Origin of the sequence: Pseudomonas sp. B21-040, assembly GCF_024748695.1 — a bacterium.
Lineage (GTDB): Bacteria > Pseudomonadota > Gammaproteobacteria > Pseudomonadales > Pseudomonadaceae > Aquipseudomonas.
In genome coordinates this window covers 2,787,127-2,812,929 of record NZ_CP087176.1, presented here as the reverse complement: position 1 = coordinate 2,812,929, position 25,803 = coordinate 2,787,127, and the positions used below count along the sequence as shown (strand labels likewise).

The following is a 25,803-nucleotide window of genomic DNA, read 5'->3' as shown; positions in this document are numbered from 1 at the left end:
CCGGGCATTTCAAACCCAGGCAACCGTCAGCAACCCGGCCCCCAACACCACGCACAGTGGTGAATAGACCCAGGTATCGAGCCGGGCAAACGTCGAATTCTTGACCTCTTTGAAGAACCCCACCAGTTCCGAATCGCCAATCGCCCGGGCGAACATCAGTATCGCAATGGCACTGAGCACCCATTGCAGCCACTTGTCATGCACAGCCGGCAAACAAAGCCCGACCCGCAGACACACCAGCATGGCGATCAGTAACAGCGCCCCCGCCACCAGCAACGTCACGATTCCCGACGGCTTGAACGCAGGCCTTGATTGCGCGCCGCCCTCCCCGGGCACTCGCGGCACCGCCGCCTCGCTGCCCAGCTTGCCGCCCGAGGCCCAATACACGTGGACCAGGCTGATTATCAGAAAAATTGAAGCCATCCATTGTGCGACCAGCAGATTCATCTTCGGGCATCCATCCAGAGGGAGCGAACGTGCTCCGGGCGGTGATAGCGATACTCGGTGAAATACAAACGTGTGCGGCACAGACTTACTTCAGTTCGGCGGAGACCTTGTCAGCCACCTGCTTTGGCACCCAAGCCTGCCAGATATCCGGATGCGTCTTCATGAACGCTTCCGCTGCCTGGCGTGGCGGGGTGTGTTTTTCGCTCATATCGGCCAGTGCCTTGTTCAGTGAATCGATGGGGAAATCGACCTTGCTGAAGAACTCGACGATCTGCGGGTACTGTTTCTGGAACGGCGTGGACACGCCAATGGACAGCTTCGAGGGCAGCGAACGCGTCGGCTGCGGGTTTGGATTGTCGGCATCGGTCAGGGTTTTCCAGGCTTCGGCGTCGAAGGGGGGTTCTTCCAGTTGAATCAACTTGAAGCGTCCGAGCAATGGCGTCGGTGACCAGTAATAGAACAGCACCGGCTTGCCCCGATGGATCGATGAAGTGATTTCTGCATCCAGCGCGGCCCCGGAACCGCTGCGAAAGTTCACGTAGCTGTCGTTCAGGCCATAGGCGGTGAGCTTCTGCTTGTTGACCACTTCCGACGTCCAGCCGATCGGGCTGTTGAGGAAGCGCCCCTTGCCCGGGCTTTCCGGGTCGCTGAACACGTCTTTATATTTAGGCAGGTCGCTGACACTGCGCAAATCCGGCGCTAACGCCTTGATGCCTTTGGCCGGGTCACCCTTGACCACATACTCCGGGACCCACCAGCCTTCGGTTGCGCCCTTGACCGTATCGCCCAGGCTCGCGACCTTGCCTTCAGCCTCCGCCTTGACCCAGACCGGGCTGCGACCGGCCCATTCTTCACCTATGACCTGAATGTCATTGTTGGCCAGTGCAGTCTCCAGGGTAATGGTGGTTCCCGGCAGGGTATCGGTCGGCAACCCGTAGCCCTTCTCGACGATGATCCGCAGGATATCGGTGATCAGGCTGCCACTTTCCCAATTCAGGTCGGCGAAGTGGATCGGTGCCTGGGCCGCGAATATCGGGACGGGAGATGTTAACAATCCGACGCTGGCCAGGGACGCCGCCAGCAACCGTCGAAATCCTCTCATGCTTTTGCACCTCGTGCTGTTCACAGCAATAGCAGGATGGCCTGATAAACGACCACAAGTCTCAAAATATTCAGTCAATTGACTGTAGTAGAGGATCCTGATTTCGAGGGGTGCGAATTACGTTTCGGAAGATTCCTGCAAACGGGCCAGCTCTCTTCTGACCATGCTGGCGTACGCCGCCGGACGCAGCGTATAGATCTGTGACGCCACCCAACTCAGCCAGGCTCCCTGCAGAACTGCCTTCTGCTCGAACAGCCGCAGGGCTTCAGTGTGGGCACTGGCCTGGTTCTGTTCATGGAAATCGGCGCGGGTCACCGACATCACTCACTGGCCTTGAACGTCACCAGTTCGCCCTTGCGCCACTTGGCGGCTTTGGCAGTCACGGCTTTCAGGGTCTTGGTCAGGCCTTCCTGCAATTGTTGATGAGCGGCGAACACCATCACCACGCTATGACCTTCCTTGAACACAATCGCCTGACCGTCGGGCGTGGTGACAAATGCGTAATCACCCAATCCATACACCGTCAGTTTGATTTCGCGGAACTTGATGTCCAGCTTGCCGCCTTCGCGACTGGGTAGAACAGAAGCGCTGAAATGATCACCGACCTTCAGTTTGAGCCCTGGTTTATCGTCCACCACCAGCGCTTCTTCGGTGTCGATCTCGGCAATATAAATGCCTTCGGCATTCTGTTCGGTGATGTAGACGAAACGAGATTGAAACTGTTTAACCAACTTTGCGCGCAAATCACCTAGCACGAACAAAGCATGCATATCGAGATTACTTACTGCCAAGGAAACATCCCCACATCTGAAATTGATGCCGCACGCAAAAAAGCGCACGGCAGAAAATAGCGGCCATGCCGATGGTCTTTCAAAAAACCGGGTTGAAATCCTGATCCTGGCTGAGGGCTCATGCATCGCGAGGTCAGCGAGCCTACTGGAATATCGCTCGCGCCGTCTTCCGTCAAAGTCGTCAGATGTTGAAGGAAATTGCCCTTCTTACCGCCAGAGGAAACCGGATTACCAACTGTAAGGAAAAAACGCTTCAAGAAAAGCACTTTTCCGACATATCAGCCGCAAAAAATTGCTTTAGATGAACACCATTCGCCAACCCGTGGTGGCGATTCTAGAGCAGCGACGCTCACAGAGACTACCCATAACGACGTACATACGTCGGTAAAATAAAGAAAAGGACTTCATATGTGCACGATGACTCACTTTGCAACCGCCCAGCCACCTTACGCTCACAACGCCTCGCCGCTGCATCAGGGGTTGCTCGAAGCACCTCGGTTTCACCCAGAAGAGCCTGCCCGACCAAGGTTTCAGGTGGTTCCGGCAGGTATTGCATTCTTCCACATAAAGGAAACCGCCACAGGACGCGTCAGAGGTTTCCGCGGCGATCATAACCAGGCGTGTGCACTTGCTCGCTCACTTGAATCACGCGAATGAAGCGTCCACCGAATTCATTTCAATAGACGTTTCGTCAAACGCTCGACTTAACTCAGCCGCCGGCGGGCAACAACTGCCATACTGCCCGCCCCATGAAACCCGTTCCCACGTCGGACGGCGTTCAAAACAACAAAACATTTCCAAGGGAAGGCTGCTACGTGACGGAATTTGATATCGGCGAGTTTATGATCCGGGGTGAAGCCAGAGAGATCGATGGCGAATTCCAGGCAGTGATTGTCATGCGCGCCAAACCGAAATTGACCACGGTGACGTATCACCAGGTCGAGAAAGATCGCTGGTTCAAAACAGCGGAAGTCGCCGCTATCGCCGCTCAGGAGTCGGCCAAGGAACTGAAGGCTGCCGTCGATGCGGGGGCATTGAAAGCCTGATCATCGAATTTGCCGTCTATGCTCTTTCCTGCTTTGGCACAGCCATCGAACTCCTGAAGCGCGGCCTCCTCAGATGCAATGAAGCTGCCCTTCAGATCTCGCACTCGACGCGGCCCGCAAGGAGATGAACATGGATTCACCCACACACGACTTGAAAGGCTTGTTCGACCAACTCGGCCTGGACTCCAGCCAGAAGGCCATCGATGATTTCATCGCCAGCCATTCACCGTTGGCCGACGACAAGAAAATGATCGACGCCGAGTTCTGGACCCCGCAACAAGCCGGCTTTCTGAAAGAGCAACTGCGCGAAGACGCCGATTGGGCGCGGGTGGTCGATGACTTGAACTTGCGCTTGCACCAGCTTCACTAGCTCGCGCAATCAATGCAGGCTGTCAGGTGATTCAGCGCTCAATTGCGCCAACCAGGCAGCCCTGCACTCTTCGGCCTCATCGCGGCTGGAAAACGCCGTCCCCCGGCGCTCACCGTTGAGCAGTACAACCCAACAGACACTCTGCCCCATCGCGCGCAAACAGGCGGGCACACCGCTACCAATCATGACGGCGACATCCACTTTGCTTTGCATGCTGGCCTCTCGAATTTAATTAGCAACCTAACTACATAGGCATGTTAATGAGTTCATTCGCGAGGAAACAGCAACGAGCTTGTATAGCTTCGTTACCAAAATCGTAACAATCGCCCCCTTTCAGCGAGGAACTTGGGGCTTGTAACCCAAGCGCAAACCGCCCCAATGCCGGCCCTTGACCATGATCGGCACCGAAAGATCGTGCATCAATTCACCTGTGTCGCGGGTATACGTCTGCAACAGCACTGGCTTTTGATGGCTGCCACAACGGATACCGGTGCGGTCGGCGAATTTGCGTTTGGTGCGGTTTTGCAGCGTATCGACCTGCACGTCGCCGGTCAGCGACTGGCTGAAGACGTTGTTATGCGTCGGCACATATCCCTGTTGAGTGCAGGCGATGGCAAACACCAAGCCTTCATGAAGCGGCAATAACGGTTCCTGTATCGCCGGCAAGACTTGATCGGTATAGCGGTCGAAGCGGGTCTGGAACTTGGGCGGGCTGGTGTTCGGGATCGCCTGGTAATTGCGATCAAACAGGTCATCGAGGCTGACTCGCCCCTGGCTGATGTCCGCTTCAAAGCGCGCCGCAATCTGCATCGCGCCCTCGCGGGCCAAGTCATAGACCCGCTGGTGATAGTCATCCAGCCCGACTTCGGCCAAGCGCTCGCTGATGGACTCAGCCTGACCTTCCATCTGCACGGCGGCCTGGGCCAGGCGCTGGGTCTGTTGGTCGCTGATCGCCAGATCGCTGCGCATCTGCTCGATCGCATGAAACAGGCTGTCGAGTTGTTCGCGATTGGTGTCCGCGCCCCGGGCGATTTCCCCGACCTGGCTTTCGACGCCAGCGGCCAATCGCGCAATGTTTTCCAGGTGCTGCCCCGTGTGCTCGACTTGCTCGACACCCGTGTCGAGGTCGCTGGACAGTTGGCGGATCTGCTCCACGACCTGAGCCGTGCGTTGCTGGATATCGGCAACCATCTCGCCGACTTCGCCGGTCGCCGTCGCGGTTCGCGCCGCCAGGCCACGCACTTCATCGGCCACCACTGCGAACCCGCGACCATGTTCCCCGGCCCGCGCCGCTTCGATTGCGGCGTTCAACGCCAACAGATTGGTCTGGTTGGCGATGGACTGGATCACCAGCGTCACCCGCTGGATATCGTCACTGCGCAGGCTCAGGGCCTCGATCAGCTCGCGACTGTTGCTGGCGCGCTGGCTGAGTTGATGCATTCGGGCGATGGACTCAACCAGCTCTTTACGCCCCGCTGCGCCGCTTTGATGCGCTTCGCTGGCGGCGTCGAGGGCGTCGCGGCTGAGTTTGGAGGTGACTTGTTCGGTAGCGATCATCACTTCGGCGTTGCTGACAATTTGCGCCGCCGCGTTGAGCTGCGATTGCAGTTTGTCCGCCAGTTGCTTGACCGAATAGGCCACTCCGGCCGCCGACAACGCGTTATGACTGGTGGTGTAGGAAAGATCGCGAGTCAATTCGCTGATGGCGCTGGCACTGTCCGCAGGGTTGTCTTGCGGATTAGCGCGCGAGCGCAGGCGAGGCAACCAGATAATCAACACGGCCAAGGGCAGGCCAAGGTAAAGCGACCCGTAACCCAATGTCATGCCACACAACAAAAGCATCAGGGCGATGCTTTGCAGGGTCGGCGTCAGCCAAGGGTTTTTCGGCAAAAGCACTGGCGCAGGCGCTGCCGCCGCCAGAGATCCGTCTCTCGTCATCTTCGTCACCCCACGATCTTCTAATTGTTGTCTTCGCATTTAACGCCACTACAACGCCATTATCTATGGTCCATTAGTAGTGGGTATTGCAGCAGATCAATAGAGGGGCACGAGTTTTCTACGGACGAAAAAAAGCATCGCGGGCCAGCCTTGCTCCTTCAGGAGTGAGGCTCGCCCGCGATGCGTGGCGCTACGAAATCAGGCCTGACGCTGGTGCTTGTCGATCTGTTCGTGACGCTCTTGAGCTTCGATGCAGTACTTGGTGGTCGGGCTGATCAGCAAGCGCTTCAGGCCAATGGCCTCGCCGCTGTCGTCGCACCAGCCGAAGCTGTCTTCTTTGATGCGTTCCAGAGCCTGTTCCAACTGAGGCAGCATGCGCTGGTCGCGATCGATCGCGTTTACCAGCCAGGTGCGCTCTTCTTCAACAGAAGCTGCATCTGCCGGATCGGCCGGAGTGTCCAGGCTCTCGATGGCGATGCGGTTCTGTTCGATGCGCTCATGGGTTTCGACTTTCATGTTCTGCAACAGCTCGGAGAAAAAAGCATGTTGCTCAGCATTCATGTAGTCATCCGCCGGCATGGCCAGCAACTTGTCCTTTGTCATTGATATCTCTATAAAAAAACGTGCATTAAGGCGAATTAGGGAGCGTTCCGGCTGACCGGGTGAGGCCATCGGAAAGGCGCCGTTTAATTCCAAGCGCCACCCGGCACTCAATTTACGAGGGGCGGCAGTCTAAGGCCGACGTGAGGCCCCAGCAACTGAAAAGTCAGCGAATTTGTCCGACAAGGTGTGCAAAGTGCTCTATAGCAACCGTTGCGGCGGTTATCGGAGTGCGTTTATAGCAAGAAATTCCGTCGAGCGGCTGTATATAGAAGACAAACGGCTGCGCCAGCCCCACCCGTTTGCAGCTAGCGCAAGCTCAGCTAAGGTTGTCCGTCCCGAAATGGCCTTTAAAAGGAATGCATTAATGAAGCTGATCGGCATGCTGGATTCGCCTTATGTACGGCGTGTGGCCATTTGCGCCCAACACCTGGGTATCGACCTGGAGCACCAATCGGTATCGGTGTTCCGGCACTTCGAGCAGTTCCAGCAGATCAACCCGGTGGTCAAGGCGCCGACGCTGGTGTTGGACGATGGTGATGTGTTGATGGATTCGACCCTGATCATCGACTACCTGGAAGCCTTGGCCGGCCCTGGCAAAAGCCTGATGCCCAGCGACCTCAAGCAACGGCTGCGCGCACTGCGCGTGACCGGCCTGGCGTTGGCGGCCTGTGAAAAATCAGTGCAGCTCTATTACGAACGCAACCTGCGCCCCGTCGATATTCAATTTCAACCATGGGTGGAACGCGTCGAAGGCCAATTGGCGGCGGCCTATGCGGCACTTGAGCGCGAATTGGAAAAACAGCCGCTGGCTGGCGGCGCCTCGATTGCACAGGACGGCATCACAGTAGCGGTCGCCTGGAGCTTCACCAACCTGGTGGTGCCGGATCAGGTCGATGCCGCGCGCTTCCCGCAGATCGCGAAATTCACGGCACAAGCGGAAACGCTTGAGGCATTTATCAATACCCCGATAACCTGAGCCGCCCAGCCCACCGGACTCTCCCATGACCGCCGTCGAACAGACCGCCCCGGCGCTGAAGGAAATCTTCAACGCCGAGCGCCTCAAACACATCGCGACCGAAATGACGGCGGTTTACCCCCGGTTCAACGCCATAGCCTTCCTGAAGATGGCCAACGAAGGCCTCGCCGACCTGTCGATCATGCAACGCATGGCCCGGGTCAGCGAATGCCTGTACGCGGTGCTGCCGCTGGGATATGACGAATCCCTTGACCTGTTGCGCGCCCTCGCCCCGCGCCTCAACAGCAGCTTCGTCAGCATCTCGTTGCCGCAGTATGTGGCGATGTATGGCGCTCATGATTTCGAGCAGTCGATGGATGCGCTTAAGTATTTCACCGCGTTTGGGTCTTCGGAATTTGCGATCCGGCACTTTCTGCGCAGCGACCTTCAGCGTTCATTAACGCTGATGCAGCAATGGTCGCTCGATGACAACGAACACGTGCGGCGCCTGGCCAGCGAAGGTTGCCGCCCGCGTTTGCCGTGGTCATTCCGACTCGAACAGATCCAGGCCGATCCGACACTGGCTGCGTCGATCCTCGACAACCTAAAGGCTGATGAAAGCCTGTATGTGCGCAAGTCCGTGGCCAACCACCTCAATGACATCACCAAGGATCATCCCGACTGGGTGCTGGACCTGATTGAAGGGTGGCCGCTGGATAACAAGCACACAGCGTGGATTGCCAAACATGCGTTGCGCAGTCTGATCAAACAGGGCAATCAGCGAGCGTTGGCCGTCATTGGCGCCAGCGGCAAGGCTGAGGTCGAGATGGTCGGGGTTAAAGTTGAACCGGCAGTGATTCGTCTGGGGGAGAAAATCTCCCTCTCGTTCACTATGAAATCCACGGTGTCAGAGAGTCAGCGACTGGTAATCGATTACGCGATTGATTACGTCAAAGCCAACGGCGGTACATCGGCGAAGGTGTTCAAGCTCAAGGCGTTGACGTTGCCGGGCAAGGCCACAGAGTTCGTCAGTCGCTCTCAGCAGATCAAAGAGCTCACTACTCGCAAACACTATGTGGGCAAACACACGGTGCACATTCTGGTGAACGGCGAACGCCTGGCCAGCACCTCATTCGAAATCCTCGCTTAGCTTGTAGCAGCTCGTCCGCTGTAGCAGCTGCCGAGCCTGCGAGGCTGCGTTCGGCAGCGCAGTTGTCGTGAAATCAGGCCGCGCGGTGTTTCAGAAAGACCGCGTATGCAGGTTTTGCGACTGCTACGCAGCCGAACGCAGCCTCGCAGGCTCGACAGCTGCTACAGCTGCTACAGCTGCTACAGCGGACATAGCGCTGCTACAAACTATCAATACATCCGTCCCGTTAGTTGATGCCTGAGTTATCCAGAACCATTTCCAATACCTCGCTGACCCGACTTGGCGGCCCGACGTCAACTTCACAAAGTTTTTAGACGAGATGACGTTTGCCGACCATCCTTACGAGACTTCCGTCCCCATGGATCACTTCGCATCAGCGCGAGGAAGACTTCGATGCTCAACTGGATGCTGGTTTTCGTTCCCATCGCCATTGTCGTGGAATATGTCGCAGCAGACTTCCACCTGCTGGTCTTCCTGATGGCGGCCCTGGCCATAGTGCCGCTCGCAGGTTGGTTGGGACGGGCTACCGAGCATCTGGCGGAACGCTCCGGCGAGGGCGTTGGCGGGCTGCTGAATGCGACGTTCGGCAACGCGACCGAGCTGATCATTGCCCTGAGCGCCTTGCGCGCGGGTCTCTTTGATGTGGTGAAGGCGTCTATCGTCGGGTCCATCGTCGGCAACATCCTGCTGGTGTTGGGCGTGGCCATGCTGGCTGGCGGGTGTCGTCACCATGAACAGCAATACAACATCTCCGGGGCGCGCTCCCAGGCTACCCTGCTGACCCTGGCTACCATCGCGCTGATTCTCCCGGCTGCCTACAACGCCGTCATCACGCCCCGAAATCCACAGGGTCTGCAGTCGCTGAGTCTGTACATCTCGCTGATTTTGCTGGTGGTATACGGCTTGTTCCTGGTGTATTCGCTGGTCACCCACAAAAGCCTGTTTTCCGGTACATCCAACACCGAGCAAAGCCCGGATCAACCGCGTCCCTGGTCAACGCGCAAAGCGTTGCTGGTGCTTGGCGGGTCGACGGTACTGATCGCGTGGATCAGCGAGATTCTGGTCGGCGCCATCGAACCCAGTGCTCATCAGCTCGGCCTGAGCAACCTCTTTGTCGGTGTATTTGTCGTGGCCATCCTCGGCAATGCCGCCGAGCATGTCTCAGCCGTCTCGGCCGCCATGAAAAACCGCATGGACCTTGCGCTGTCGATCGCGATCGGCTCCAGCGTCCAGGTGGCCCTGCTGGTCGCTCCCATTCTGGTATTGGCCAGCCATTTCATTGGTCCGACGCCCATGGGGTTGGCCTTTTCCGCAGGGTTGGTGCTGAGCGTCCTGTTGGCGGTGCTGATTACCGGGCAGGTCGCCGGCGATGGCCGTTCGGACTGGCTCAAAGGTGTGCAATTGCTGGCGGTGTACCTGATCCTTGGCCTGGCGTTTTTCTTCACACCTGATGCGTCCATTCCATAAAGCGGCCCCTATACCTCTAGCCTGTAGTCCTTAAAATAGCCGGGTGATTTCATTCAAGACCCGATCCTGGGCTTGAGGACTTGGCCTGTGGCGATAAGCCACTGCGAAAAAAGCAACGCCTTCGTAGTCACAGCGAATCGAAAAAGTCATACCTTCACGCAACCCAAAGACTGATCGGTCCCCTGCATCAACAAAATATCTCGCTTTTGTAAGAGCCGCTCTGGCGTGCTTCAGGCAGTCAGACTGGCTAAACGAGTGTTGCAGCCAACTAGTAGTGACACGCACAGACGAAGTCTCGCTGTCATCGATAGGTGGCTGAGTAATGACTTTAGTAGGTGCAGTAATGTTATCGTCGCTGGCGCAAGCGGCCAGTCCCATTGAAATAACACCCAGTAAAAAACCCAAACGAAGTTTCGAATGCTTAAGTGCGTTTCGCATCGTGGGGCGTTCCTGTGACGATCTGCAATGAACGAAGTGGCAGTTACTAACGTAATAGCGGGTTTCTGCTATTTTGCTACCTATGTTCAGTGAATACGACCAATGGTCCTATGTAGGCCGGTCATTTTGTTCTCGAAATCCATGCTGACTAACTGAGCGTTTTCAGATTCAACGTATAAGCGATAGCTTCAAGCCGACATTCGTTTTTGACACAGTCTGGGCCGATTGCTGCCTGTCGCGAAGGCAGCAAACGACTGTGGATTCGACTGGACGATGCAACACACCGGATGTTGTGTGAACGGAGTCTCGGTTAAACCGACACTAGCAGCACCTTGCGTGCTGCATCTGAGACTTGAGACTGTACATCTCTGTCAGTCGGGGACGCGCTGCACAGATTAGCTTTTGGCCTGATTGATCGTCCTGACTTTACTTTCAGCTACAGCGCCTTCAGCCTTCTGTTTCTGTGCAACCTGGAAGGCTTCCATCGAGATTTTCCGGGCCGCCTCCATGCGTGTGAAGGTGCGATCACCGCCACCTGTGGCCATAGCCAGAGAAGAAGCGGTCAGCGTGGCGACTACCAAGAGAGCTTTCATGGATTTCATTTGGGTATCCTCAAGTGAGACTTTGTAAACAGCTAACAGTGGGCACTACTGGCCAAAACCGAACCGCCTTATTCAACTTGATTTCATCACGTAAATACTCCACGGCGGACAAAGAGAACACATGACCTGTTGGTGACAACAGCGAATCAACATGGCTCTCAGCACAACTTGATTGGAGCTTGCCGTTACTGACTACAATTAAGGCCCAGTAATTTCCACTCATTAATCTTGCAGTATTGTGCCACCAAATTAATGGAAAGCTTCGCGAATGAACTTTTACTCATTCGATTATTTTCATTTCGAGATAACAAAAACCTGATTCGCACTGAGTGCATATGAGGTTTAACTTCCGCTTCTGGGTACAGGCGAGGCTCAGACCACTTTCGGCGAGCGGATCAGGCAATGCTGGTGGAGTTGGCCGGGCTTGCGCCCCATTCAAGGAAACGGATTTTGTGAACCTCGCCCTCGCTATCTGCGTAGACCAGGGTCACCGGTACCAGGCCAGTCTTGTCGGAAGTATCGGTACGTTGCAGTACCCTCTGCACATCGATTTCCATCCCGTAGTGGTATTCGACAGCTGAGATATGCGCAACGGGGTCTTGCAGGTCATTCTGGGCAAATACACTTGGCGCGATAGCCAATGCCTGCATTTACCAAGGCCGCCAGATGCTGGAAAAGCTTCGAAAACAACGGCTGGCGAGCCGGGGGGAAAATGTCAGGAATTGACCGTTATCTGCCTGATGCAGTGAATCGGAGCCGCGGTCCGCAAAAGAAACCGCGGCGACCGAACAATCAGGCGGCGGGGAGCAAGCCTTTCTGTTTGGCGACATGAGTCGCCATTGCGTCCATCAAATCCGGGGACAGGCAGTCATAGGGTTCCAGGCCGATCGAGCGCAAGCGCTCGCGGATAGCCTTCATTTGCGCTGGCGGTGTGCCGGTTTCGATGATGGAGGACACGAACGCCGCGAATCCTGGCGCAGCCCATCCGCGCTGTGGCGAAAGCTCGGTGTGGACGAAATCCAGGCCATAAAACGCATGGTTCTTGTTCTCGATGCGCCCAAAGAGATGGGCGTGACATTGCTTGCAGGCGTGGCGCTGGATGGTGGCGGACTCGTCGACAATCGCCAGTTTTTCGCCGTGGGCAATGACGCTGACCTTATCTCGAGGCACCACGGCGATGACGGCGAATGTCGCGTTTTGTGGTTTCCAGCATTTGCTGCAGCCGCACGCGTGGTTATGCAGGGTTTGTGCGTCGATCTTGACCTCGACCTTGTCGGTCGCACACAGGCATTGCAGGGTGCCACCTGTGAAATTCGCGGCGGCAGGTTGGATACCGTTGTCCAGTGCTGGGTGAAGTTGCAAGGTGCTCATGCTGGCGTCTCCGATTCAGGGTGTCAGACAAAAGTGCCTGGGGCCGTGCCCCAGACCGGTAGTTCATCGGAACTCGATGACAGCGCGGATCGATTGGCCTTTTTGTATCAGATCGAACCGCGACGGATTTCGAAAAGGACACAGTGCATAAACGACTGACCTCCTTCGGTGCGACCGGTCGATTACCCAGATCAAGAATAGTCTGCGATGACGCCTCGAGCACGGCCAGGCCCAGCTAACGGTAGAGGCAACAGGTGCTTACAGGAAAACCGCGTTTGCCGATGGCGAGGACTACGTCCTCGAACGCAGCCTGGCGGACTCGGCAGAGGCTACAAATGCAGGCACTGATTAACCTCCCACTGTGCGGGCGGGTCCGATCAGAATGTTTTCTTCAGCCCTTTCAAGCGCACTTTCGCCCTTTGCACAGCGGCCATTTTTTCAGGCCGCTTCATGCGCTTCCACTTTTTGATGTCTTCCTTGCTTCGCCCGCAACTCACGCACAGATCCCCACTCAGTTGACATACCGAGATGCAGGGATTTTCGATTTCTTTAGCCATTGTCAGTCCCCCTTGGCCGCACGTGATTGAGCCAGGCGCTTTTGCCAATCGCCACCGTGAGTGCGTTGGCACTCTTCCTCGGAGTCGAAACGGACACTGTGGTCTGAAGGGTTCAGGTCGATATTGGCCTCATTCAACGCGATAGCCGTCAGCTCAAAGATGCGCGTCTTGGTGTCAGCCAGGGCGAGTTTTTTATCGGCCAAGGTTTCAAATACCCAGATGACCTTCAGGGTCTCAGCCAACGCGTTCAGGTCAGCGGTGTGAGTGAGCCAGGCAAACCCTTTGATTTCACCTTTTGCTGTTTCGCACGCGTCGGTGAGCGTGGTTATCAACCGGCGTTCGATCCGCGCCAGTTCACGTTTCCCTGGGGGCATTGCGGGTTCCTTTGGAGACAATTAAGGGGAGGCGCTGAATCAGACCGGTCGAAATTCGACCGTCAGATGGCTGACTTCGTGAACCGGCTTGAGACGTTCACGAATGCTGTCGGCGTTCGCAGTGGCCTCACCAAGGACGCTGACGATGGCCGCATGGGCTTGCGGTCCGACCCGCCAGACGTGCAAGTCGGTGATGGTGGCATCCCCCGGTTTCTCAACCAGTTCGCGAATTTCCTCGGCAACGTGCGCATCGGTCTGATCCAGCAGTACACCTGCGGTGACCCCCATCAATGTCCATGCCCAACGCGCAATAACGATGGCGCCGACGATGCCCATGACCGGGTCCAGCCACACCCAACCGAGATACCGGCCAGCGAGCAGTGCAGCGATGGCCAGAACCGAAGTCAGCGCGTCCGCGATGACGTGGACGTAGGCCGATTTCAGGTTGTTGTCGTTCCCGTGATGAGCATGGGCATGATCATCATGATCGTGGCCATGACTGTGTCCGTGGCCCAGCAGCAGGGCACTGACAATGTTGACGATCAAACCGGCAATCGCGATGAGCGTAGCGGTGCCGAACTGAACGTCCGTAGGCTGCAAGAGGCGCATGACAGACTCAACGCCAATTCCCAGGGAAACCATACCGAGAATCAGCGCCGAGGCGAACCCGCCCAAGTCTCCAACCTTTCCGGTACCGAAACTGTAGCGCTGGCTGGAAGCGTGGCGTTTTGCGTAACCGTAGGCGGCCGCCGCAATACCCAATGCGCCGGCATGGGTTGCCATATGGAAGCCATCGGCCAGTAACGCCATCGAGCCCGTGATATAGCCGGCGGTGATCTCACCAACCATCATCACAACGGTCAGTGCCACAACCCAAAGCGTACGCTTGGCATTTTCGTCGTGCGCTGAGCCAAGGAACATATGGTCGTGTGTGTAGTGGATACGGGAGCTACTCATGAGTGGGTACCTGGATGCGTTCACTTCGAGTAACGGCGTATGGCTTCAAGAAGCTCTTCGACGCCCTTGTTTCGCTCCTCTGCACTGAGTGCCGGGTTCGCGACGTGCTCCCGGGCATGGTCCTCAATGATTTCCTCCATCAGCCCGTTGATGGCTCCGCGGGTGGCGGCCACCAGGTGCAGCGTTTTGGCGCAATCGAGATCCGATTCCAATGCCCGTTCAACCGCCTGGATTTGTCCGGCGATACGTTTTACGCGCTTGAGCAGTTCGTCTTTGTTGGCTGCGATGTGACCCATTTGATACCCCCCTCACCTATGCATTGCGCATGATAGGCATACCCCCTATACCTATGCAAATCGTCTGATGCACAGACCACCTGAGGGTTGGAGCGAGAGGGTCTTGAATGCCCGATAACAGCCGCTACTGATTCGGCTTTTCCAAAACGTTGATACTTCACGCATACCGATGTGGACGTGCTACCTCCCTGCGTGGCAACGGGCGAACCGTTCGCCACGCGGGATTTTTCTTACGCCGTCGGCTCCACGTTATCCAACGCCTGATTCACCGCCAGTTCCCCCAACATCACCACTTGCGTAATCCCCAGCAGGGTCTTGCGGTTTGAGTTGTCCAATAACGCCGCAAGATTGCTGAGCATGGTGGTCGCCGAGCCCAATGATTCGCTGGCGTTGGCCAGCAGGGATTCGGTGTCGCACTTAGGGTTGGCGAGGAACATCGGTTCGGGTTGGTGGGAGCTGGCCATGATTTGGGCGGCCGGGTTGAGGTAGTGGTCGAGAGCGCGCTCGGCGGCTTCGTGGAGTTTTTTGGAATCGAGGGATTCGTAGGGAGATGCCGGATCGGTTTCCGGTGGATTGGGTGTTGGTTTGATCATGGTGAAACTCCTGATTGTTCATTAGGAGCTACCGACATCACTTGCAGATGATGGGTGGCAGCTATGCGCGGGTCTGCAAGACCGGGAAACCAGGAACCCGGCAGACCCGAAGGTCTCCCGCACAAAGCCGCCATTGAGCGGACATAAACAAGCGTCCTTGGCTGGGCTATGCGACTGGTATTCCGGCGGGCTTGCAGACCCGATCACTGATGAGCAGTGACGGGAATCAAGTTACCGACGGCCCCCTGGACGCACAAGCCGGCGGATTCTGTCTTACCTGTGGGCAGCGGCGCAAGGCGTTGTAGCCTTTGGGTGGTAACAGGAGGCTTCGTTTAAACAGTCAGGATTTTTGTTGTTTAAGCGTAAGTGAAACAGAGGATTCTCTCGCTGCGTCAGCCGATCGAAATCCATGGGGGAGCGACCTTGCTCCGGGCGGCGTACCGACGATATCGGTGTGTCAGCGGCATCGATGTTGAATGGGCCTCCGTCATCGCGAGCAAGCTCGGCTCCCACAGGGTTTGGTGTTTTGTCTGAAGGGTGTTGGGAGGGCATGAACATGCCCTGCCCGCCCGGCTCAGTCACTTCTTGCCGGCCGCTAAATAATGCGCAACCAAAGCATTGGCATGCCCATGCCCCATACCGTGCTCAGCCTTCAGCCAGGCCACCATTTCCATGTGCTTCTTGCCACTCACTGCCCCAAGCAAATCCAGCCAGTGGCTGATGGGCTGTCCATACTTTTTCTCAATGGACGGGAAGTACGACGCGGGCCCTTTTACTGTTGTCTCATCGGTCATGCTGCAAGCTCCCTTTATCACGACGGAGTGTCGGATAACGCTCCTTGTCGTCATCCATTGGCTGGACGCAAAAACATTAGCCCAACAACAACGCCTGCTCAACTTCACACAACTCCACCACGTAATCCCACAGCACGCGCAGCCGCACCGATTTGTGCAGCTCGCGCCGCGTACTGATCCAGTAGCTGCGCTGGATGCTCTCCTCCGGCAGCAACGGCACGAGTTCCGGATCTGCGCTGGCCATGTAGCACGGCAACACCGCAATCCCCAACCCAGAACGCGCTGCCTGTTGCTGGGCGATGACGCTGGTGCTGTGGAACACCACCTGGGGATTGCGGCAGAAGCTGTTGAGGAACATCAGTTCCTGGCTGAACAGCAGGTCGTCGACATAGCCGATCCAGGCGTGACGAGCGAGGTCTTCGCGGCTGTGCAAGGGCGGTGCGCGGTCCAGATAGGCTTGGCTGGCGTACAGCGCCAGGCGATAGTCGGTGAGTTTGCGGGTGACCAGCATGTCGGCGGACGGGCGTTCGAGGTGGATGCTGATCTCGGCTTCGCGGTTGAGGATGCTGACGAAGCGCGGCACCGCCACCAGCTCCACTTCCAGCCCCGGGTAGCGTTCGAACAAACCGTTCATGCGGCTGGCCAGGAACATGATGCCCAGCCCTTCCGTCACCCCGACGCGAATCTTGCCCAGCGGTGCCGTGGACTGGGTGATTTCTTCCTGGGCCAGCAGCGCGACGTTTTCCATCGCTTCGGCGTGTTTGAGCAGCGCTTCGCCGGCCGGCGTCAATTCGTAACCCTGCGCATGCTGGACGAACAGCGCCGTGCCGAGGCTCTTTTCGATGGCCTCGATGTGCCGCGCGACCGTGGCGTGGGTAGTGTTCAAACGGCGCGCGGCGGTGAGCAAACGCCCGCTGCGCTGCAACTCGAGAAAAAACCGCAAGTCATTCCAGTCGAACATGATCCGTCCTTGAAGTGATGCTGTTTAAAAACGCACAGCGGCTGCGCAAAAACTAACATTCTTTTGACGAAAGCTAACAACTAGGATGACTGACAACAAGAACAACAAGACGAGGTCAGGGATGTCGACTTCCCCAGATGAATACGACTACATCGTGGTCGGTGCCGGGCCGGCCGGTTGTTTGTTGGCCAATCGACTGTCGGCCAACCCGCAACACCGGGTCTTGCTGCTCGAAGCCGGCGGCCGCGATAACTACGCGTGGATTCACATCCCCGTGGGTTACCTGTTCTGCATCGGCAACCCGCGCACCGACTGGTGCTTCAAAACCGAGGCGCAACCCGGCCTGCAGGGGCGGACGCTGAGTTACCCACGCGGCAAGGTCCTCGGCGGGTGTTCCTCGATCAACGGCATGATCTACATGCGTGGCCAGGCGGGCGACTATGATCGCTGGGCCGCTGACGGCAATCCGGGCTGGAGCTGGAACGACGTATTGCCGCTATTCAAGAAGAGCGAAAACCATTTTGCCGGCGATTCGGAATTTCACGGTGCCGCTGGCGACTGGCGGGTCGAACGTCAGCGGTTGTCGTGGCCGATTCTGGATGCCTTCCGCAGCGCTGCCGAGCAAAGCGGTATCGCCAGCATCGACGATTTCAACCAGGGCGATAACGAAGGCTGCGGTTACTTTCAGGTCAATCAGAAGGCCGGAATCCGCTGGAACGCGGCCAAGGCGTTTCTCAAACCGATCCGCCACCGTGCCAACCTGACGGTGCTGACCGACGTTGAGGTCGACCGTGTGCTGCTGGAAAACGGCCGCGCCTGCGCCGTCCTCACACGCTGGCAAGGCCAGGCGAAAACCTTCAAGGCACGTAGGGAAATCGTCTTGTGTGCCGGCTCCGTCGGCTCACCGGGCATCCTCCAGCGCTCGGGGATTGGCCCTCGCCCGCTGCTGCAAAAACTGGGGATCGACGTTGCCCATGAGCTGCCGGGCGTGGGCGGTAACCTGCAGGATCACCTGCAACTGCGACTGATCTATAAGTTGGAAAACGCGCGCACGCTAAATCAGATCGCCGGCAGCGTGTGGGGCAAGATGGGCATGGGCCTGCGCTATTTGTATGACCGCAGCGGCCCGCTCTCCATGGCGCCGAGTCAACTGGGGGCCTTCGCCCGCTCGGGGCCGGAACAGACCTCGGCGAATCTCGAATACCACGTGCAACCCTTGTCGCTGGAACGCTTCGGCGAACCGTTGCACCCCTTCCCCGCCTTTACCGCCTCTGTCTGTGATTTGCGGCCGCAAAGCCGTGGCCGAGTGGACATTCGTTCAGCCGACCCACAGCAAGCGCCGCTGATCCAGCCCAACTATCTGAGCCACCCAGAGGATCTGCGCGTCGCCGCCGACGCCATTCGCCTGACCCGCCGCATCGTCGCCGCACCGGCCCTGCAGGCCTTCAATCCGGTCGAGTACTTGCCCGGCGATCGTTTGCAGACCGAGGAAGAATTGCACCAGGCCGCCGCGCAAATCGGCACCACCATTTTTCACCCGGTCGGCACGTGCCGGATGGGCAACGACGCAGACGCAGTGGTCGACGCCGAACTGCGTGTCCACGGCGTTCCCGGTCTGCGCATTGCCGATGCGTCGATCATGCCGCGCATCACCTCCGGCAATACCTGTTCGCCAACGCTGATGATTGCCGAAAAAGCCGCGCAGTTGATGCTCGACTCACCCACAAGGAGTTTTGCCCCGAACGAAACCGCACTGACCGCAGTCTCTTGATCAAGGAATAGCGGCGCCAGCCCACAAGACCGGCGCCGACAGTGGAACAACAAAAACAATCACTGTGAGGGATACCGATATGTCAGAACATGTTCAGCCAATGGAAGCCATACCCGTCGCGGCCATCAGCCACGGCACCCGCAAAGTCATCTTCGCGTCGTCGCTCGGGACGGTCTTCGAGTGGTACGACTTTTTCCTCTATGGCGCCCTTGCGGCGGTGATCAGTAAACAGTTTTTCGCCGGGGTGAATGACACCACGGCGTTCATTTTTGCGCTGATGGCTTTTGCTGCAGGCTTCATCGTGCGGCCCTTCGGTGCGCTGGTATTTGGGCGACTGGGAGACATGATCGGGCGTAAATACACGTTCCTCGCGACCATTGTGCTCATGGGCCTGGCGACCTTCTGCGTCGGCTTGCTGCCGACCTACGCGAGCATCGGCATCGCCGCGCCGATCATCCTCGTGGTGCTGCGCATGCTTCAGGGCCTGGCCCTGGGTGGTGAATATGGCGGCGCTGCCACCTATGTCGCGGAGCACGCGCCGATGGGCAAACGCGGTTTCCACACCAGTTGGATTCAGTCCACGGCGACCCTCGGTTTGCTGCTGTCGCTGCTGGTAGTGCTCGGTTGCCGCTACTTCACGGGCGATCAGTTCGAAGTGTGGGGCTGGCGGATTCCGTTCCTGTTTTCGATCATTTTGCTGGGCATCTCGACCTGGATCCGCTTGAGCCTGCATGAGTCGCCTGCTTTCGTGAAAATGAAAGAAGAAGGCAAACTCTGCAAGTCGCCGCTGCGCGATTCCTTCGGCAAGTGGGAAAACCTCAAGGTCGTGTTGATCGCCCTGTTCAGCATCAATGCCGGGCAAGCGGTGACCTTCTATGCCGCGCAGTTTTACGTGCTGTTTTTCCTCACACAATTCCTGAAGATGGACCCGGCCGTGGCCAACGGCTTGCTGATCGTCAGCGTGATCATCGGCGCGCCGTTCTTCATCTTTTTTGGTTGGCTGTCGGACAAGGTCGGGCGCAAACCGGTATTGATGATCGGCCTGTTGCTGGCCACCGCGCTGTATTTCCCGATCTTCAAATCCCTGGCGCATTACGCCAACCCGGCCATTGACCAGGCCAGCCGCCAGGCGCCGATCACGGTCATGGCCGACCCGGCCACCTGCACCTTCCAGTTCGACCCCGTGGGCAAGGCGAAATTTGATAGCCCGTGCGACAAGGTCAAAACCTTCCTGGTCAAACAAGGCCTGCCCTACGCCAGCGCAGCCGCACCCGCCGGCAGTGGCGTGCAGGTGAGCATCGGCGAGGTACAAATCGACGGTTACGACGAAGCCGCCCTGCGTGGCGCGGTGACACTGGCTGGCTATCCGTCCCAAGCCGATATGCAGCAAATCAACAAACCGATGATCGTCGCGTTGATCGTGGTGCTGATCATCATCTCTGCCATGTGCTACGGCCCGCTGGCGGCATTGATGGTCGAACTGTTCCCCACGCGCATCCGCTACACCTCGATGTCCCTGCCCTATCACATCGGTAACGGCTGGTTTGGCGGGTTCCTGCCGACAGTGTCGTTTGCGTTGGTGGTCTACACCGGCGACATCTTCTACGGGCTTTGGTACCCGGTGGTGATTACCGCGGTGAGCCTGGTGGTGGGGATGATTTGCTTGCGTGAAACCAAGAACGTGGACCTGGACAAAAACTGACAGGTCGTTGTGGCGAGGGTGCTGGTGCCCTCGCCACGCGTGGCTTTGTTACCCTTCAGACCTCGGAGTCGAGCAATTCAAACTTCACCTGATCCGGATAGAACGCCACGTACTCGCGAATCTGCGCCACCGAGATCTTGGGATTTTCGTAACTCCACACGGCGTTAGCTCCTTCATGCCCCGGCACCTGCAAACTGAAATAGCTGGCATCGCCCTTGTAGGGGCAATAGCTGGTGTGATCGGTGCGCGCGTAATACTTTTCGTCGATGTCCTCTCGCGGCACGTAGTACACCGGCGGGTAATTGGCTTCCAGCAGCACCAGTGCGCGTGCAGACGCGGCCACCTGGATGCCATGAAACTTCACCAACAGGCAGCCTGGCTGCTCTGCGATGGTGATGACAGGACTGGGACCGGAGCTTTTCATGGAATACGTTCCTCATGACGGTGATGAACCTGTGGGAGCGTGCGGTGCGGCGATCCGACTTGCCCGATGGATCGCACAGCAGCCCCAAAACCTGAGACCACGACTTTCAGGTATAACCCAAAATTCATCATTGCTCCTGCCTCGCAGCCAAACGGGGCATTTTGACTGCCGCAAACAAACGCAACAGCTTTAGCTGTACATCCATACAGATAATGATTGCTCCATCGCTCATCACCCGCCATTCTGTGCGCCTCTTGCACATTTGATGAACGATGGTGGTTATGCGGCTGTACCTCTGTGAAAAACCTTCCCAGGCCAAAGACATTGCAGCAGTGCTCGGCGCCAAGCGCCGGGGCGACGGCTGCTGGCTGGGAACAGACGTCACGGTGACCTGGTGCATCGGTCATCTGCTGGAAACCGCACCGCCGGACGCCTACGACGCGCGCTACAAACGCTGGGTATTGGCGGACCTGCCGATCATTCCCGATAAATGGAAGATGACCGTCAAGCCGCGCACCGCCAGCCAGTACAAAGCCGTGAAACGCTTGCTCGGCGAGGCCGATGAACTGGTGATCGCCACCGACGCCGACCGTGAAGGCGAAATGATCGCCCGCGAGCTGGTCGAGCACTGCCGTTATCGCGGGCCGATCCGCCGGCTGTGGCTGTCAGCGCTGGACGATGCATCAATCCGCAAGGCACTGGCCGCCTTGAAGCCAGGGGCGGAGACCTTCAGCCTTTATCATTCGGCGTTGGGCCGCTCCCGGGCCGACTGGTTGATCGGGATGAACATGAGCCGGTTGTTTACGCTGCTGGGCCGCCAATCCGGTTATCAGGGCGTATTGCCGGTGGGTCGGGTACAAACACCGACCCTGAGGCTGGTCGTGGATCGTGATCGCAGCATTGCCGACTTCGTCCCCGTGGCCTATTGGGCCATCGACGTGCAACTGCTGCACGATGGCACGGCGTTCACTGCACAGTGGCGCGCGGCATCCGACGCTTGCGACGATCAGGATCGCTGCCTGAATCAGTCTCTGGCACAGAGCGCAGCCCAGGCCATTGGCAACGCCGCTAGCGCACGGGTAAAAAAGCTGCGCACCGAACGCATGCGTGAAGTCGCGCCTTTGCCCTTTGATCTGGGCACCTTGCAGGAAGTCTGTTCAAAGAAGCTCGGGCTCGGCGCCCAGGAAACCCTCGATATTGCCCAGGCGCTCTACGAAACCCACAAGGTCATCACCTACCCGCGCAGTGATTGCGGTTTCCTGCCGATGAGTCAGCACAGCGAGGCCCCGGGCATCCTCGCCGCCCTGCGACAAGCCGATCCAACCCTGAACGCGCTGAACGATTACCTTGAACCCCAGCGGCGCTCACGGGCCTGGAACGATGCCAAGGTCACGGCGCACCACGGCATCATTCCAACGGCCGCGGCGAAGAATCTTGATCGGTTGGTGGGCAAGCAACGGGCGGTCTACACGCTGATCCGTGCCCGCTATCTGGCGCAGTTCCTGCCCAATCATGAATACGATCGCACCCAGGCTGACTTCGACTGCGCCGGTGAAGCCTTGCGCGCCGTCGGCAAACAGATCGTCGAGCCCGGCTGGAAGCGTGCGCTGCCGGAGGCCCTCGCCCCCGCCAAGGGCCGAGAGGTGCCGGCGCCGCAAACCCTACCGGCATTGGCCGAAGGGCTTGATTGCGCCGTGGCCGACGTGAAGCTCAAGGACCTCTGGACGCAACCACCCAAACCGTTCACCGAAGGCGACCTGATCAAGGCCATGAAGAACGTCGCCAAACTGGTGGAGGATCCGCTGCTCAAGCAGAAACTCAAGGACACCACCGGTATCGGCACCGAGGCGACACGCGCGTCGATCATCCAGGGCTTGCTCGACCGGGGTTATCTGATCAAGAACGGCAAGGCCCTGGCCGCCACCCCGGCGGCCTTCAGCCTGATCGATGCCGTGCCGCGCGCCATTGCCGACCCCGGCACCACGGCGATCTGGGAGCAGGCGCTGGACATGGTGCAGAGCGGCGAAATGAGCCTGGAAGAATTCGTCACCAAACAGGCGGCATGGATGAGCAAGCAAGTCGCGCGTTGCGCCGGTCTGAGCCTGACCATCAGCGGGCCGGCAAGCCCGGCCGGGCGTGGTGCCGCACCGTGGAAGAACAAGCGCAAACCGGCGAAACGCAAACCGTCCACGGGCACCAAACGCACGGCGAAACCGGCAAGTTAAGGTTGATGGCACTTCAAATGGATCGTGATGGTCTAGTGTTCTTCAAACCCGTCGACAGCCCCACTTTCACGCGCTGAAGAAAGGCGCAAAGTACAACTTCTCACCACATTGCATGATTCACGGACAGCCCTGCTCAACCTGGAGCGCTCCGACATGTCTTCGATAGAACTGCACGCCGCAAAGCGCGACGAACTGGACACCATCGAAAATCTGATGCAGTTCTATGTGTACGACTTCAGCGAATGGCTGCCACTGAAACTGGGTGAACATGGTTTTTTCAACATCCAGCCCAAACCGGGTTATTGGCGCACCCCCGCGACCCGGCCGTTTTTGATCAGAGTCGACGGTGAGCTTGCCGGTTTCGTGAGCGTGGACGGCGACACCCACCTCGAGGGTGCCGAATACAACATCGGCTACTTCTTTGTCAGTCGGCGTTTCCGTGGCCAAGGTGTCGCGAAGTTTGTCGTTTCCACCCTCTTGAGCCAGTTCCCCGGTCAATGGCAGATTTTCCATCTGGATGCGAACCCGCCCGCACGGCGGTTCTGGGCCAAAGTGATCCCTGATCTCGCAGGCGGCCAATTCACCCTGCATCAGCGGTCTGTAGACGGTTATCCCTGCACCTTCTACCGTTTCCAGTGTCCGTCGCCGTCACCCTGACGGGCTTCTCCTACAGACTTTTCTCATTCCAATCCGTTTTGTCAGACAATATGTAGTGACTGAAAATAATCACTACATAACTGTTGACGCCTCCGATTTGCCCTTGCATGATGCAGACATCTCCCCGATCGGGAGTACCGCAACATGTTTGAGCAAGCTCGTCTGACCGCCGAGCTGTTTTTCCCGGATACACGCTGCCCACAAGGCAGATTGAAGAAGCTGACCTGGCCCGAACGTCCAGTACAAGGACGAGAAGCGCTAGCGATCAATCCTCATGAAGCTTGTGGCCGACCCTGAAAAGTCGGCAATGGCCAGAAGGTATTCGCTGCTTCTCTTCGTTGTGACGCTTTTGCGTAGCAGTTATTCAACACGACTACATGCAACAGATGCGCGACCTCGTTGAATTCAACGGCCGACCGCTGACGTCCTGGTTTCGGTGCCAGGGATCAACTAACCGATGGGCTACTTGTATTAGCGAATCAACTTTGAAAGATCACCAAATGGTCAAGGGGCATATTATGAATCTGAACAACCAACCCACTATCGATGAACTGGCTCGTATGTTCGCTGCGCAAAAAGACAGCCACGACAGCCACATCCTGTGGATCAGCAAATCGGGCCAGGTTCATATCGACTGCCTGTCGCCTCATGCTCACGAAGCGGAGTTCGATCAGAACAACCAGAACCTGCTGGCCCGACTGAAGATGTACCGTCGCGGCCATGGCTATGTCGGCAAGAAAGCCGCAGCCGACAAGGACTTCATCGGTAATGTTCTGCAAACGCTGAAACAGGCCTGGGCATCGCTGCAAAACCAGAACGAAGTTCGGGTGATTGATCGGTTCTACTGATACTCCCCACGGTTCTATCCAGCGTCTCTAAATTAAAAGGCCCCGCTCGTCATATCGAGCGGGGCCTTTTTTTGTTTGTCGTGTGCGCCGTAAATGAAGCTATGGTTATCGGTATGCGCTGCTGGATTTATGGAGGCTTGCAATGAAAAACCCCCTGACATTCCTGCTGTTTCCGGTTGCAATTGCCGCACTTGCAAACACCACCCCCGGCATCCCGCCATTCGATGCGGACTGCCCCGCAAACGTTACGGTTCATGCGGATCAGGATGGTCCGGTACTGATTAACAACAAAGAAGCCGAAACCAAAGCCGTCGATGATCGCCACTTCGAAACCACGGGTTCGGGTGTCACGATTTCAATCAGCCTTGCCGAAGACGATTCCGTCGTCGTGTCTGCCACCAGCAAAAGCGGCAAAGTCATGTGCCAGTCAGTGGAAGATTGAGGTCGTTGACGCCAGCGCAGGCGTCCCCAACACCAGATTCATGAACGCCACCGACGCCGCACTGTGGTAGTTGTTTTTACGACGAAGCAACGCCGCCCCACGGGTAGGCGCTGCCCCCAGCAATGGAATCTTGCGCAGCGCGCGCTCCTGGCTGGCGATGGCCTCCGGGAGGATGGTGGCAATGGCCGTGTGCCGAATGACCTCCAGCAACGTGCTGACAGAATTGACCTCAATCACCACCTTGGGGGTGATCTGTTCCTGAGCAAAATACTCATTGATGCGGGTGCGGGTGACGAAGTCCGGGGTCAACAGCGCAAACGCCAGTTGAGCGAGCTCTTCAGCAGGCAATGCGACCTGGCTGTCATACAACGGGTGCCCCTGCCCCACCATCACGCCCAGCGTCTCGGTAAAGGCCGGAATCGACTCGATGTCGGCATTTCTGACGTCATTGAACGCGATGGCGATATCCAGCGAGTCATCCGCCAACCCCGCCTCGATGTCGTCCATCGACAACTCGAAAATCTCCAGATGGATATTCGGATACCGCGCCACGTAATCGCGCACCAACGGCCCCACCAGATACGCCATGAACGTGGGCGTCATGGCCAGGCGCAAGGTGCCGCGAGACAAGTCCTTCACGTCATGCAGCGCACGTTTTCCGGCGTCCAGCTCAACCAATACGCGGCGGGCGCACTCGATATAGGCCTCTCCTGCATCGGTCGGCTTGACGGTGCGCGAGGTGCGGTCGAACAGGCTGACCCCCAGGGTTTCTTCAAGCTGGCGGATTTGCTGCGACAGGGTCGGCTGGGAAACATGCAGCGCCTCGGCGGCCCGGGTGAAACCGCCGTGGTCGGCGACGGCCAGCAAGTAACGCAAATGTCGTAGCAGCATGGCTCTTCATCTATAGGCAGGACTTATGCAA

At 57.7% G+C, this 25,803-nt stretch carries 33 protein-coding genes; 12 read left to right on the top strand and 21 right to left on the bottom strand.

Annotated features, from left to right (window positions below):
* Positions 1-9: 9 nt before the first annotated feature.
* From LOY55_RS13025 to LOY55_RS13005, 5 genes are all read right to left on the bottom strand, one after another.
* A complete protein-coding gene (locus LOY55_RS13025) occupies positions 10-447 on the bottom strand; it encodes a DUF3995 domain-containing protein (protein WP_046027599.1) in 438 nt (145 codons plus the stop codon).
* 85 nt (positions 448-532) lie between these two features.
* Complete coding sequence (locus LOY55_RS13020) at positions 533-1,549, bottom strand: ABC transporter substrate-binding protein (protein WP_223524656.1); 1,017 nt, start codon at positions 1,547-1,549, stop codon at positions 533-535.
* 117 nt (positions 1,550-1,666) lie between these two features.
* On the bottom strand, positions 1,667-1,870 hold the full coding sequence (locus LOY55_RS13015; protein ID WP_046027603.1) for a hypothetical protein: 204 nt from the start codon (positions 1,868-1,870) through the stop codon (positions 1,667-1,669).
* Entirely contained in the window at positions 1,870-2,340 is a 471-nt protein-coding gene (locus LOY55_RS13010; protein ID WP_046027604.1) for a hypothetical protein, read from the bottom strand. The genes LOY55_RS13015 and LOY55_RS13010 overlap by 1 nt, the downstream gene beginning before the upstream one ends.
* Complete coding sequence (locus tag LOY55_RS13005) at positions 2,331-2,597, bottom strand: hypothetical protein (protein ID WP_139348054.1); 267 nt, start codon at positions 2,595-2,597, stop codon at positions 2,331-2,333. The genes LOY55_RS13010 and LOY55_RS13005 overlap by 10 nt, the downstream gene beginning before the upstream one ends.
* 151 nt (positions 2,598-2,748) lie before the next feature.
* Between LOY55_RS13005 and LOY55_RS13000 the strand changes: the two genes are divergently transcribed.
* The 3 genes from LOY55_RS13000 to LOY55_RS12990 all read left to right on the top strand — a co-directional run bounded on the left by LOY55_RS13000 (position 2,749) and on the right by LOY55_RS12990 (position 3,756).
* Positions 2,749-2,997 (top strand): hypothetical protein, encoded by a 249-nt coding sequence (locus tag LOY55_RS13000; protein ID WP_077430288.1) that lies wholly within the window; start codon positions 2,749-2,751, stop codon positions 2,995-2,997.
* A gap of 158 nt (positions 2,998-3,155) precedes the next feature.
* The gene (locus tag LOY55_RS12995; protein ID WP_046027605.1) at positions 3,156-3,386 is read left to right on the top strand and encodes a hypothetical protein; all 231 of its coding nucleotides are present in this window, start codon (positions 3,156-3,158) and stop codon (positions 3,384-3,386) included.
* 130 nt (positions 3,387-3,516) lie between these two features.
* The gene (locus LOY55_RS12990) at positions 3,517-3,756 is read left to right on the top strand and encodes a DUF2789 domain-containing protein (RefSeq protein WP_046027606.1); all 240 of its coding nucleotides are present in this window, start codon (positions 3,517-3,519) and stop codon (positions 3,754-3,756) included.
* Between the two features lie 9 nt (positions 3,757-3,765).
* On the opposite strand, the gene LOY55_RS12985 is transcribed toward LOY55_RS12990, so the two are convergent.
* From LOY55_RS12985 to LOY55_RS12975, 3 genes are all read right to left on the bottom strand, one after another.
* Complete coding sequence (locus LOY55_RS12985; RefSeq protein WP_046027607.1) at positions 3,766-3,969, bottom strand: hypothetical protein; 204 nt, start codon at positions 3,967-3,969, stop codon at positions 3,766-3,768.
* 120 nt (positions 3,970-4,089) lie between these two features.
* A complete protein-coding gene (locus LOY55_RS12980) occupies positions 4,090-5,313 on the bottom strand; it encodes a methyl-accepting chemotaxis protein (RefSeq protein ID WP_408980996.1) in 1,224 nt (407 codons plus the stop codon).
* 579 nt (positions 5,314-5,892) lie between these two features.
* Positions 5,893-6,297, bottom strand: coding sequence for a TraR/DksA family transcriptional regulator (locus LOY55_RS12975; protein ID WP_007907888.1), 405 nt, complete (start codon positions 6,295-6,297; stop codon positions 5,893-5,895).
* 364 nt (positions 6,298-6,661) lie between these two features.
* Here LOY55_RS12975 and LOY55_RS12970 point away from each other — a divergent pair, with 364 nt between their 5' ends.
* From LOY55_RS12970 to cax, 3 genes are all read left to right on the top strand, one after another.
* Positions 6,662-7,273, top strand: a complete 612-nt coding sequence (locus LOY55_RS12970; protein WP_046027609.1) for a glutathione S-transferase — start codon at positions 6,662-6,664, stop codon at positions 7,271-7,273.
* A gap of 25 nt (positions 7,274-7,298) precedes the next feature.
* Positions 7,299-8,402 carry a DNA alkylation repair protein gene (locus LOY55_RS12965; RefSeq protein WP_258668021.1) on the top strand — a complete coding sequence of 368 codons (1,104 nt, stop codon included), beginning with the start codon at positions 7,299-7,301 and terminating at the stop codon, positions 8,400-8,402.
* 393 nt (positions 8,403-8,795) lie between these two features.
* On the top strand, positions 8,796-9,869 hold the full coding sequence (cax, locus tag LOY55_RS12960; protein ID WP_077430291.1) for a calcium/proton exchanger: 1,074 nt from the start codon (positions 8,796-8,798) through the stop codon (positions 9,867-9,869).
* A gap of 30 nt (positions 9,870-9,899) precedes the next feature.
* On the opposite strand, the gene LOY55_RS12955 is transcribed toward cax, so the two are convergent.
* The 11 genes from LOY55_RS12955 to LOY55_RS12905 all read right to left on the bottom strand — a co-directional run bounded on the left by LOY55_RS12955 (position 9,900) and on the right by LOY55_RS12905 (position 16,812).
* Entirely contained in the window at positions 9,900-10,307 is a 408-nt protein-coding gene (locus LOY55_RS12955) for a hypothetical protein (RefSeq protein WP_146206142.1), read from the bottom strand.
* A gap of 395 nt (positions 10,308-10,702) precedes the next feature.
* Positions 10,703-10,909, bottom strand: coding sequence for a co-regulatory protein PtrA N-terminal domain-containing protein (locus LOY55_RS12950; RefSeq protein ID WP_109784641.1), 207 nt, complete (start codon positions 10,907-10,909; stop codon positions 10,703-10,705).
* A gap of 395 nt (positions 10,910-11,304) precedes the next feature.
* Positions 11,305-11,559, bottom strand: a complete 255-nt coding sequence (locus LOY55_RS12945) for a DUF2790 domain-containing protein (protein WP_046027613.1) — start codon at positions 11,557-11,559, stop codon at positions 11,305-11,307.
* A 142-nt stretch (positions 11,560-11,701) separates the two neighbouring features.
* Positions 11,702-12,280 (bottom strand): S-(hydroxymethyl)glutathione synthase, encoded by a 579-nt coding sequence (gfa, locus tag LOY55_RS12940; RefSeq protein ID WP_046027614.1) that lies wholly within the window; start codon positions 12,278-12,280, stop codon positions 11,702-11,704.
* A gap of 377 nt (positions 12,281-12,657) precedes the next feature.
* Positions 12,658-12,837: a DUF1289 domain-containing protein gene (locus LOY55_RS12935; RefSeq protein ID WP_077430293.1), complete on the bottom strand. Its 180-nt coding sequence runs from the start codon at positions 12,835-12,837 to the stop codon at positions 12,658-12,660.
* 2 nt (positions 12,838-12,839) lie between these two features.
* Positions 12,840-13,211 carry a hypothetical protein gene (locus LOY55_RS12930; RefSeq protein WP_258668020.1) on the bottom strand — a complete coding sequence of 124 codons (372 nt, stop codon included), beginning with the start codon at positions 13,209-13,211 and terminating at the stop codon, positions 12,840-12,842.
* 39 nt (positions 13,212-13,250) lie between these two features.
* On the bottom strand, positions 13,251-14,168 hold the full coding sequence (gene dmeF, locus LOY55_RS12925) for a CDF family Co(II)/Ni(II) efflux transporter DmeF (protein ID WP_258668019.1): 918 nt from the start codon (positions 14,166-14,168) through the stop codon (positions 13,251-13,253).
* A 20-nt stretch (positions 14,169-14,188) separates the two neighbouring features.
* Positions 14,189-14,464, bottom strand: coding sequence for a metal/formaldehyde-sensitive transcriptional repressor (locus LOY55_RS12920; RefSeq protein ID WP_258668018.1), 276 nt, complete (start codon positions 14,462-14,464; stop codon positions 14,189-14,191).
* A 230-nt stretch (positions 14,465-14,694) separates the two neighbouring features.
* The gene (locus LOY55_RS12915) at positions 14,695-15,057 is read right to left on the bottom strand and encodes a DUF6124 family protein (RefSeq protein ID WP_223524647.1); all 363 of its coding nucleotides are present in this window, start codon (positions 15,055-15,057) and stop codon (positions 14,695-14,697) included.
* Between the two features lie 578 nt (positions 15,058-15,635).
* Positions 15,636-15,851, bottom strand: coding sequence for a DUF4287 domain-containing protein (locus tag LOY55_RS12910; protein ID WP_046027629.1), 216 nt, complete (start codon positions 15,849-15,851; stop codon positions 15,636-15,638).
* 76 nt (positions 15,852-15,927) lie between these two features.
* Positions 15,928-16,812, bottom strand: coding sequence for a LysR family transcriptional regulator (locus LOY55_RS12905; RefSeq protein ID WP_109784637.1), 885 nt, complete (start codon positions 16,810-16,812; stop codon positions 15,928-15,930).
* A gap of 121 nt (positions 16,813-16,933) precedes the next feature.
* Here LOY55_RS12905 and LOY55_RS12900 point away from each other — a divergent pair, with 121 nt between their 5' ends.
* Both LOY55_RS12900 and LOY55_RS12895 read left to right on the top strand, forming a co-directional pair.
* On the top strand, positions 16,934-18,583 hold the full coding sequence (locus LOY55_RS12900) for a GMC family oxidoreductase (protein ID WP_109784636.1): 1,650 nt from the start codon (positions 16,934-16,936) through the stop codon (positions 18,581-18,583).
* 79 nt (positions 18,584-18,662) lie between these two features.
* Complete coding sequence (locus LOY55_RS12895; protein ID WP_258668017.1) at positions 18,663-20,285, top strand: MFS transporter; 1,623 nt, start codon at positions 18,663-18,665, stop codon at positions 20,283-20,285.
* A 55-nt stretch (positions 20,286-20,340) separates the two neighbouring features.
* On the opposite strand, the gene LOY55_RS12890 is transcribed toward LOY55_RS12895, so the two are convergent.
* Positions 20,341-20,709 (bottom strand): DUF427 domain-containing protein, encoded by a 369-nt coding sequence (locus tag LOY55_RS12890; RefSeq protein ID WP_046027635.1) that lies wholly within the window; start codon positions 20,707-20,709, stop codon positions 20,341-20,343.
* A 281-nt stretch (positions 20,710-20,990) separates the two neighbouring features.
* Between LOY55_RS12890 and LOY55_RS12885 the strand changes: the two genes are divergently transcribed.
* From LOY55_RS12885 to LOY55_RS12870, 4 genes are all read left to right on the top strand, one after another.
* A complete protein-coding gene (locus LOY55_RS12885; protein ID WP_223524639.1) occupies positions 20,991-22,934 on the top strand; it encodes a DNA topoisomerase III in 1,944 nt (647 codons plus the stop codon).
* A gap of 153 nt (positions 22,935-23,087) precedes the next feature.
* Positions 23,088-23,591: a GNAT family N-acetyltransferase gene (locus LOY55_RS12880; RefSeq protein ID WP_109784633.1), complete on the top strand. Its 504-nt coding sequence runs from the start codon at positions 23,088-23,090 to the stop codon at positions 23,589-23,591.
* Between the two features lie 518 nt (positions 23,592-24,109).
* Complete coding sequence (locus tag LOY55_RS12875) at positions 24,110-24,439, top strand: hypothetical protein (protein ID WP_077432160.1); 330 nt, start codon at positions 24,110-24,112, stop codon at positions 24,437-24,439.
* A 142-nt stretch (positions 24,440-24,581) separates the two neighbouring features.
* Positions 24,582-24,881: a hypothetical protein gene (locus tag LOY55_RS12870; protein ID WP_109784632.1), complete on the top strand. Its 300-nt coding sequence runs from the start codon at positions 24,582-24,584 to the stop codon at positions 24,879-24,881.
* Here LOY55_RS12870 and cynR read toward each other — a convergent pair.
* Positions 24,867-25,772 carry a transcriptional regulator CynR gene (cynR, locus tag LOY55_RS12865; RefSeq protein ID WP_223524636.1) on the bottom strand — a complete coding sequence of 302 codons (906 nt, stop codon included), beginning with the start codon at positions 25,770-25,772 and terminating at the stop codon, positions 24,867-24,869. The two genes, LOY55_RS12870 and cynR, sit on opposite strands and share 15 nt — an antisense overlap.
* Positions 25,773-25,803: the final 31 nt, after the last annotated feature.

Bases quoted from the DNA above. Each gene is read 5' to 3' on its own strand.
- LOY55_RS12970 (WP_046027609.1), top strand. From the start codon at position 6,662: ATGAAGCTGATCGGCATGCTGGATTCGCCTTATGTACGGCGTGTGGCC.
- LOY55_RS12990 (WP_046027606.1), top strand. From the start codon at position 3,517: ATGGATTCACCCACACACGACTTGAAAGGCTTGTTCGACCAACTCGGC.
- dmeF (WP_258668019.1), bottom strand. From the start codon at position 14,168: ATGAGTAGCTCCCGTATCCACTACACACACGACCATATGTTCCTTGGC.
- LOY55_RS12965 (WP_258668021.1), top strand. From the start codon at position 7,299: ATGACCGCCGTCGAACAGACCGCCCCGGCGCTGAAGGAAATCTTCAAC.
- LOY55_RS12910 (WP_046027629.1), bottom strand. From the start codon at position 15,851: ATGACCGATGAGACAACAGTAAAAGGGCCCGCGTCGTACTTCCCGTCC.
- cax (WP_077430291.1), top strand. From the start codon at position 8,796: ATGCTCAACTGGATGCTGGTTTTCGTTCCCATCGCCATTGTCGTGGAA.
- gfa (WP_046027614.1), bottom strand. From the start codon at position 12,280: ATGAGCACCTTGCAACTTCACCCAGCACTGGACAACGGTATCCAACCT.
- LOY55_RS12875 (WP_077432160.1), top strand. From the start codon at position 24,110: ATGAATCTGAACAACCAACCCACTATCGATGAACTGGCTCGTATGTTC.
- LOY55_RS12885 (WP_223524639.1), top strand. From the start codon at position 20,991: ATGCGGCTGTACCTCTGTGAAAAACCTTCCCAGGCCAAAGACATTGCA.
- LOY55_RS12945 (WP_046027613.1), bottom strand. From the start codon at position 11,559: ATGCAGGCATTGGCTATCGCGCCAAGTGTATTTGCCCAGAATGACCTG.
- LOY55_RS12955 (WP_146206142.1), bottom strand. From the start codon at position 10,307: ATGCGAAACGCACTTAAGCATTCGAAACTTCGTTTGGGTTTTTTACTG.
- cynR (WP_223524636.1), bottom strand. From the start codon at position 25,772: ATGCTGCTACGACATTTGCGTTACTTGCTGGCCGTCGCCGACCACGGC.
- LOY55_RS13000 (WP_077430288.1), top strand. From the start codon at position 2,749: ATGTGCACGATGACTCACTTTGCAACCGCCCAGCCACCTTACGCTCAC.
- LOY55_RS12985 (WP_046027607.1), bottom strand. From the start codon at position 3,969: ATGCAAAGCAAAGTGGATGTCGCCGTCATGATTGGTAGCGGTGTGCCC.
- LOY55_RS12975 (WP_007907888.1), bottom strand. From the start codon at position 6,297: ATGACAAAGGACAAGTTGCTGGCCATGCCGGCGGATGACTACATGAAT.
- LOY55_RS12905 (WP_109784637.1), bottom strand. From the start codon at position 16,812: ATGTTCGACTGGAATGACTTGCGGTTTTTTCTCGAGTTGCAGCGCAGC.
- LOY55_RS12980 (WP_408980996.1), bottom strand. From the start codon at position 5,313: ATGATCGCTACCGAACAAGTCACCTCCAAACTCAGCCGCGACGCCCTC.
- LOY55_RS12900 (WP_109784636.1), top strand. From the start codon at position 16,934: ATGTCGACTTCCCCAGATGAATACGACTACATCGTGGTCGGTGCCGGG.
- LOY55_RS12935 (WP_077430293.1), bottom strand. From the start codon at position 12,837: ATGGCTAAAGAAATCGAAAATCCCTGCATCTCGGTATGTCAACTGAGT.
- LOY55_RS12880 (WP_109784633.1), top strand. From the start codon at position 23,088: ATGTCTTCGATAGAACTGCACGCCGCAAAGCGCGACGAACTGGACACC.
- LOY55_RS12915 (WP_223524647.1), bottom strand. From the start codon at position 15,057: ATGATCAAACCAACACCCAATCCACCGGAAACCGATCCGGCATCTCCC.
- LOY55_RS12920 (WP_258668018.1), bottom strand. From the start codon at position 14,464: ATGGGTCACATCGCAGCCAACAAAGACGAACTGCTCAAGCGCGTAAAA.
- LOY55_RS12870 (WP_109784632.1), top strand. From the start codon at position 24,582: ATGAAAAACCCCCTGACATTCCTGCTGTTTCCGGTTGCAATTGCCGCA.
- LOY55_RS13020 (WP_223524656.1), bottom strand. From the start codon at position 1,549: ATGAGAGGATTTCGACGGTTGCTGGCGGCGTCCCTGGCCAGCGTCGGA.
- LOY55_RS12930 (WP_258668020.1), bottom strand. From the start codon at position 13,211: ATGCCCCCAGGGAAACGTGAACTGGCGCGGATCGAACGCCGGTTGATA.
- LOY55_RS12950 (WP_109784641.1), bottom strand. From the start codon at position 10,909: ATGAAATCCATGAAAGCTCTCTTGGTAGTCGCCACGCTGACCGCTTCT.
- LOY55_RS13025 (WP_046027599.1), bottom strand. From the start codon at position 447: ATGAATCTGCTGGTCGCACAATGGATGGCTTCAATTTTTCTGATAATC.
- LOY55_RS12890 (WP_046027635.1), bottom strand. From the start codon at position 20,709: ATGAAAAGCTCCGGTCCCAGTCCTGTCATCACCATCGCAGAGCAGCCA.
- LOY55_RS13015 (WP_046027603.1), bottom strand. From the start codon at position 1,870: ATGTCGGTGACCCGCGCCGATTTCCATGAACAGAACCAGGCCAGTGCC.
- LOY55_RS12895 (WP_258668017.1), top strand. From the start codon at position 18,663: ATGTCAGAACATGTTCAGCCAATGGAAGCCATACCCGTCGCGGCCATC.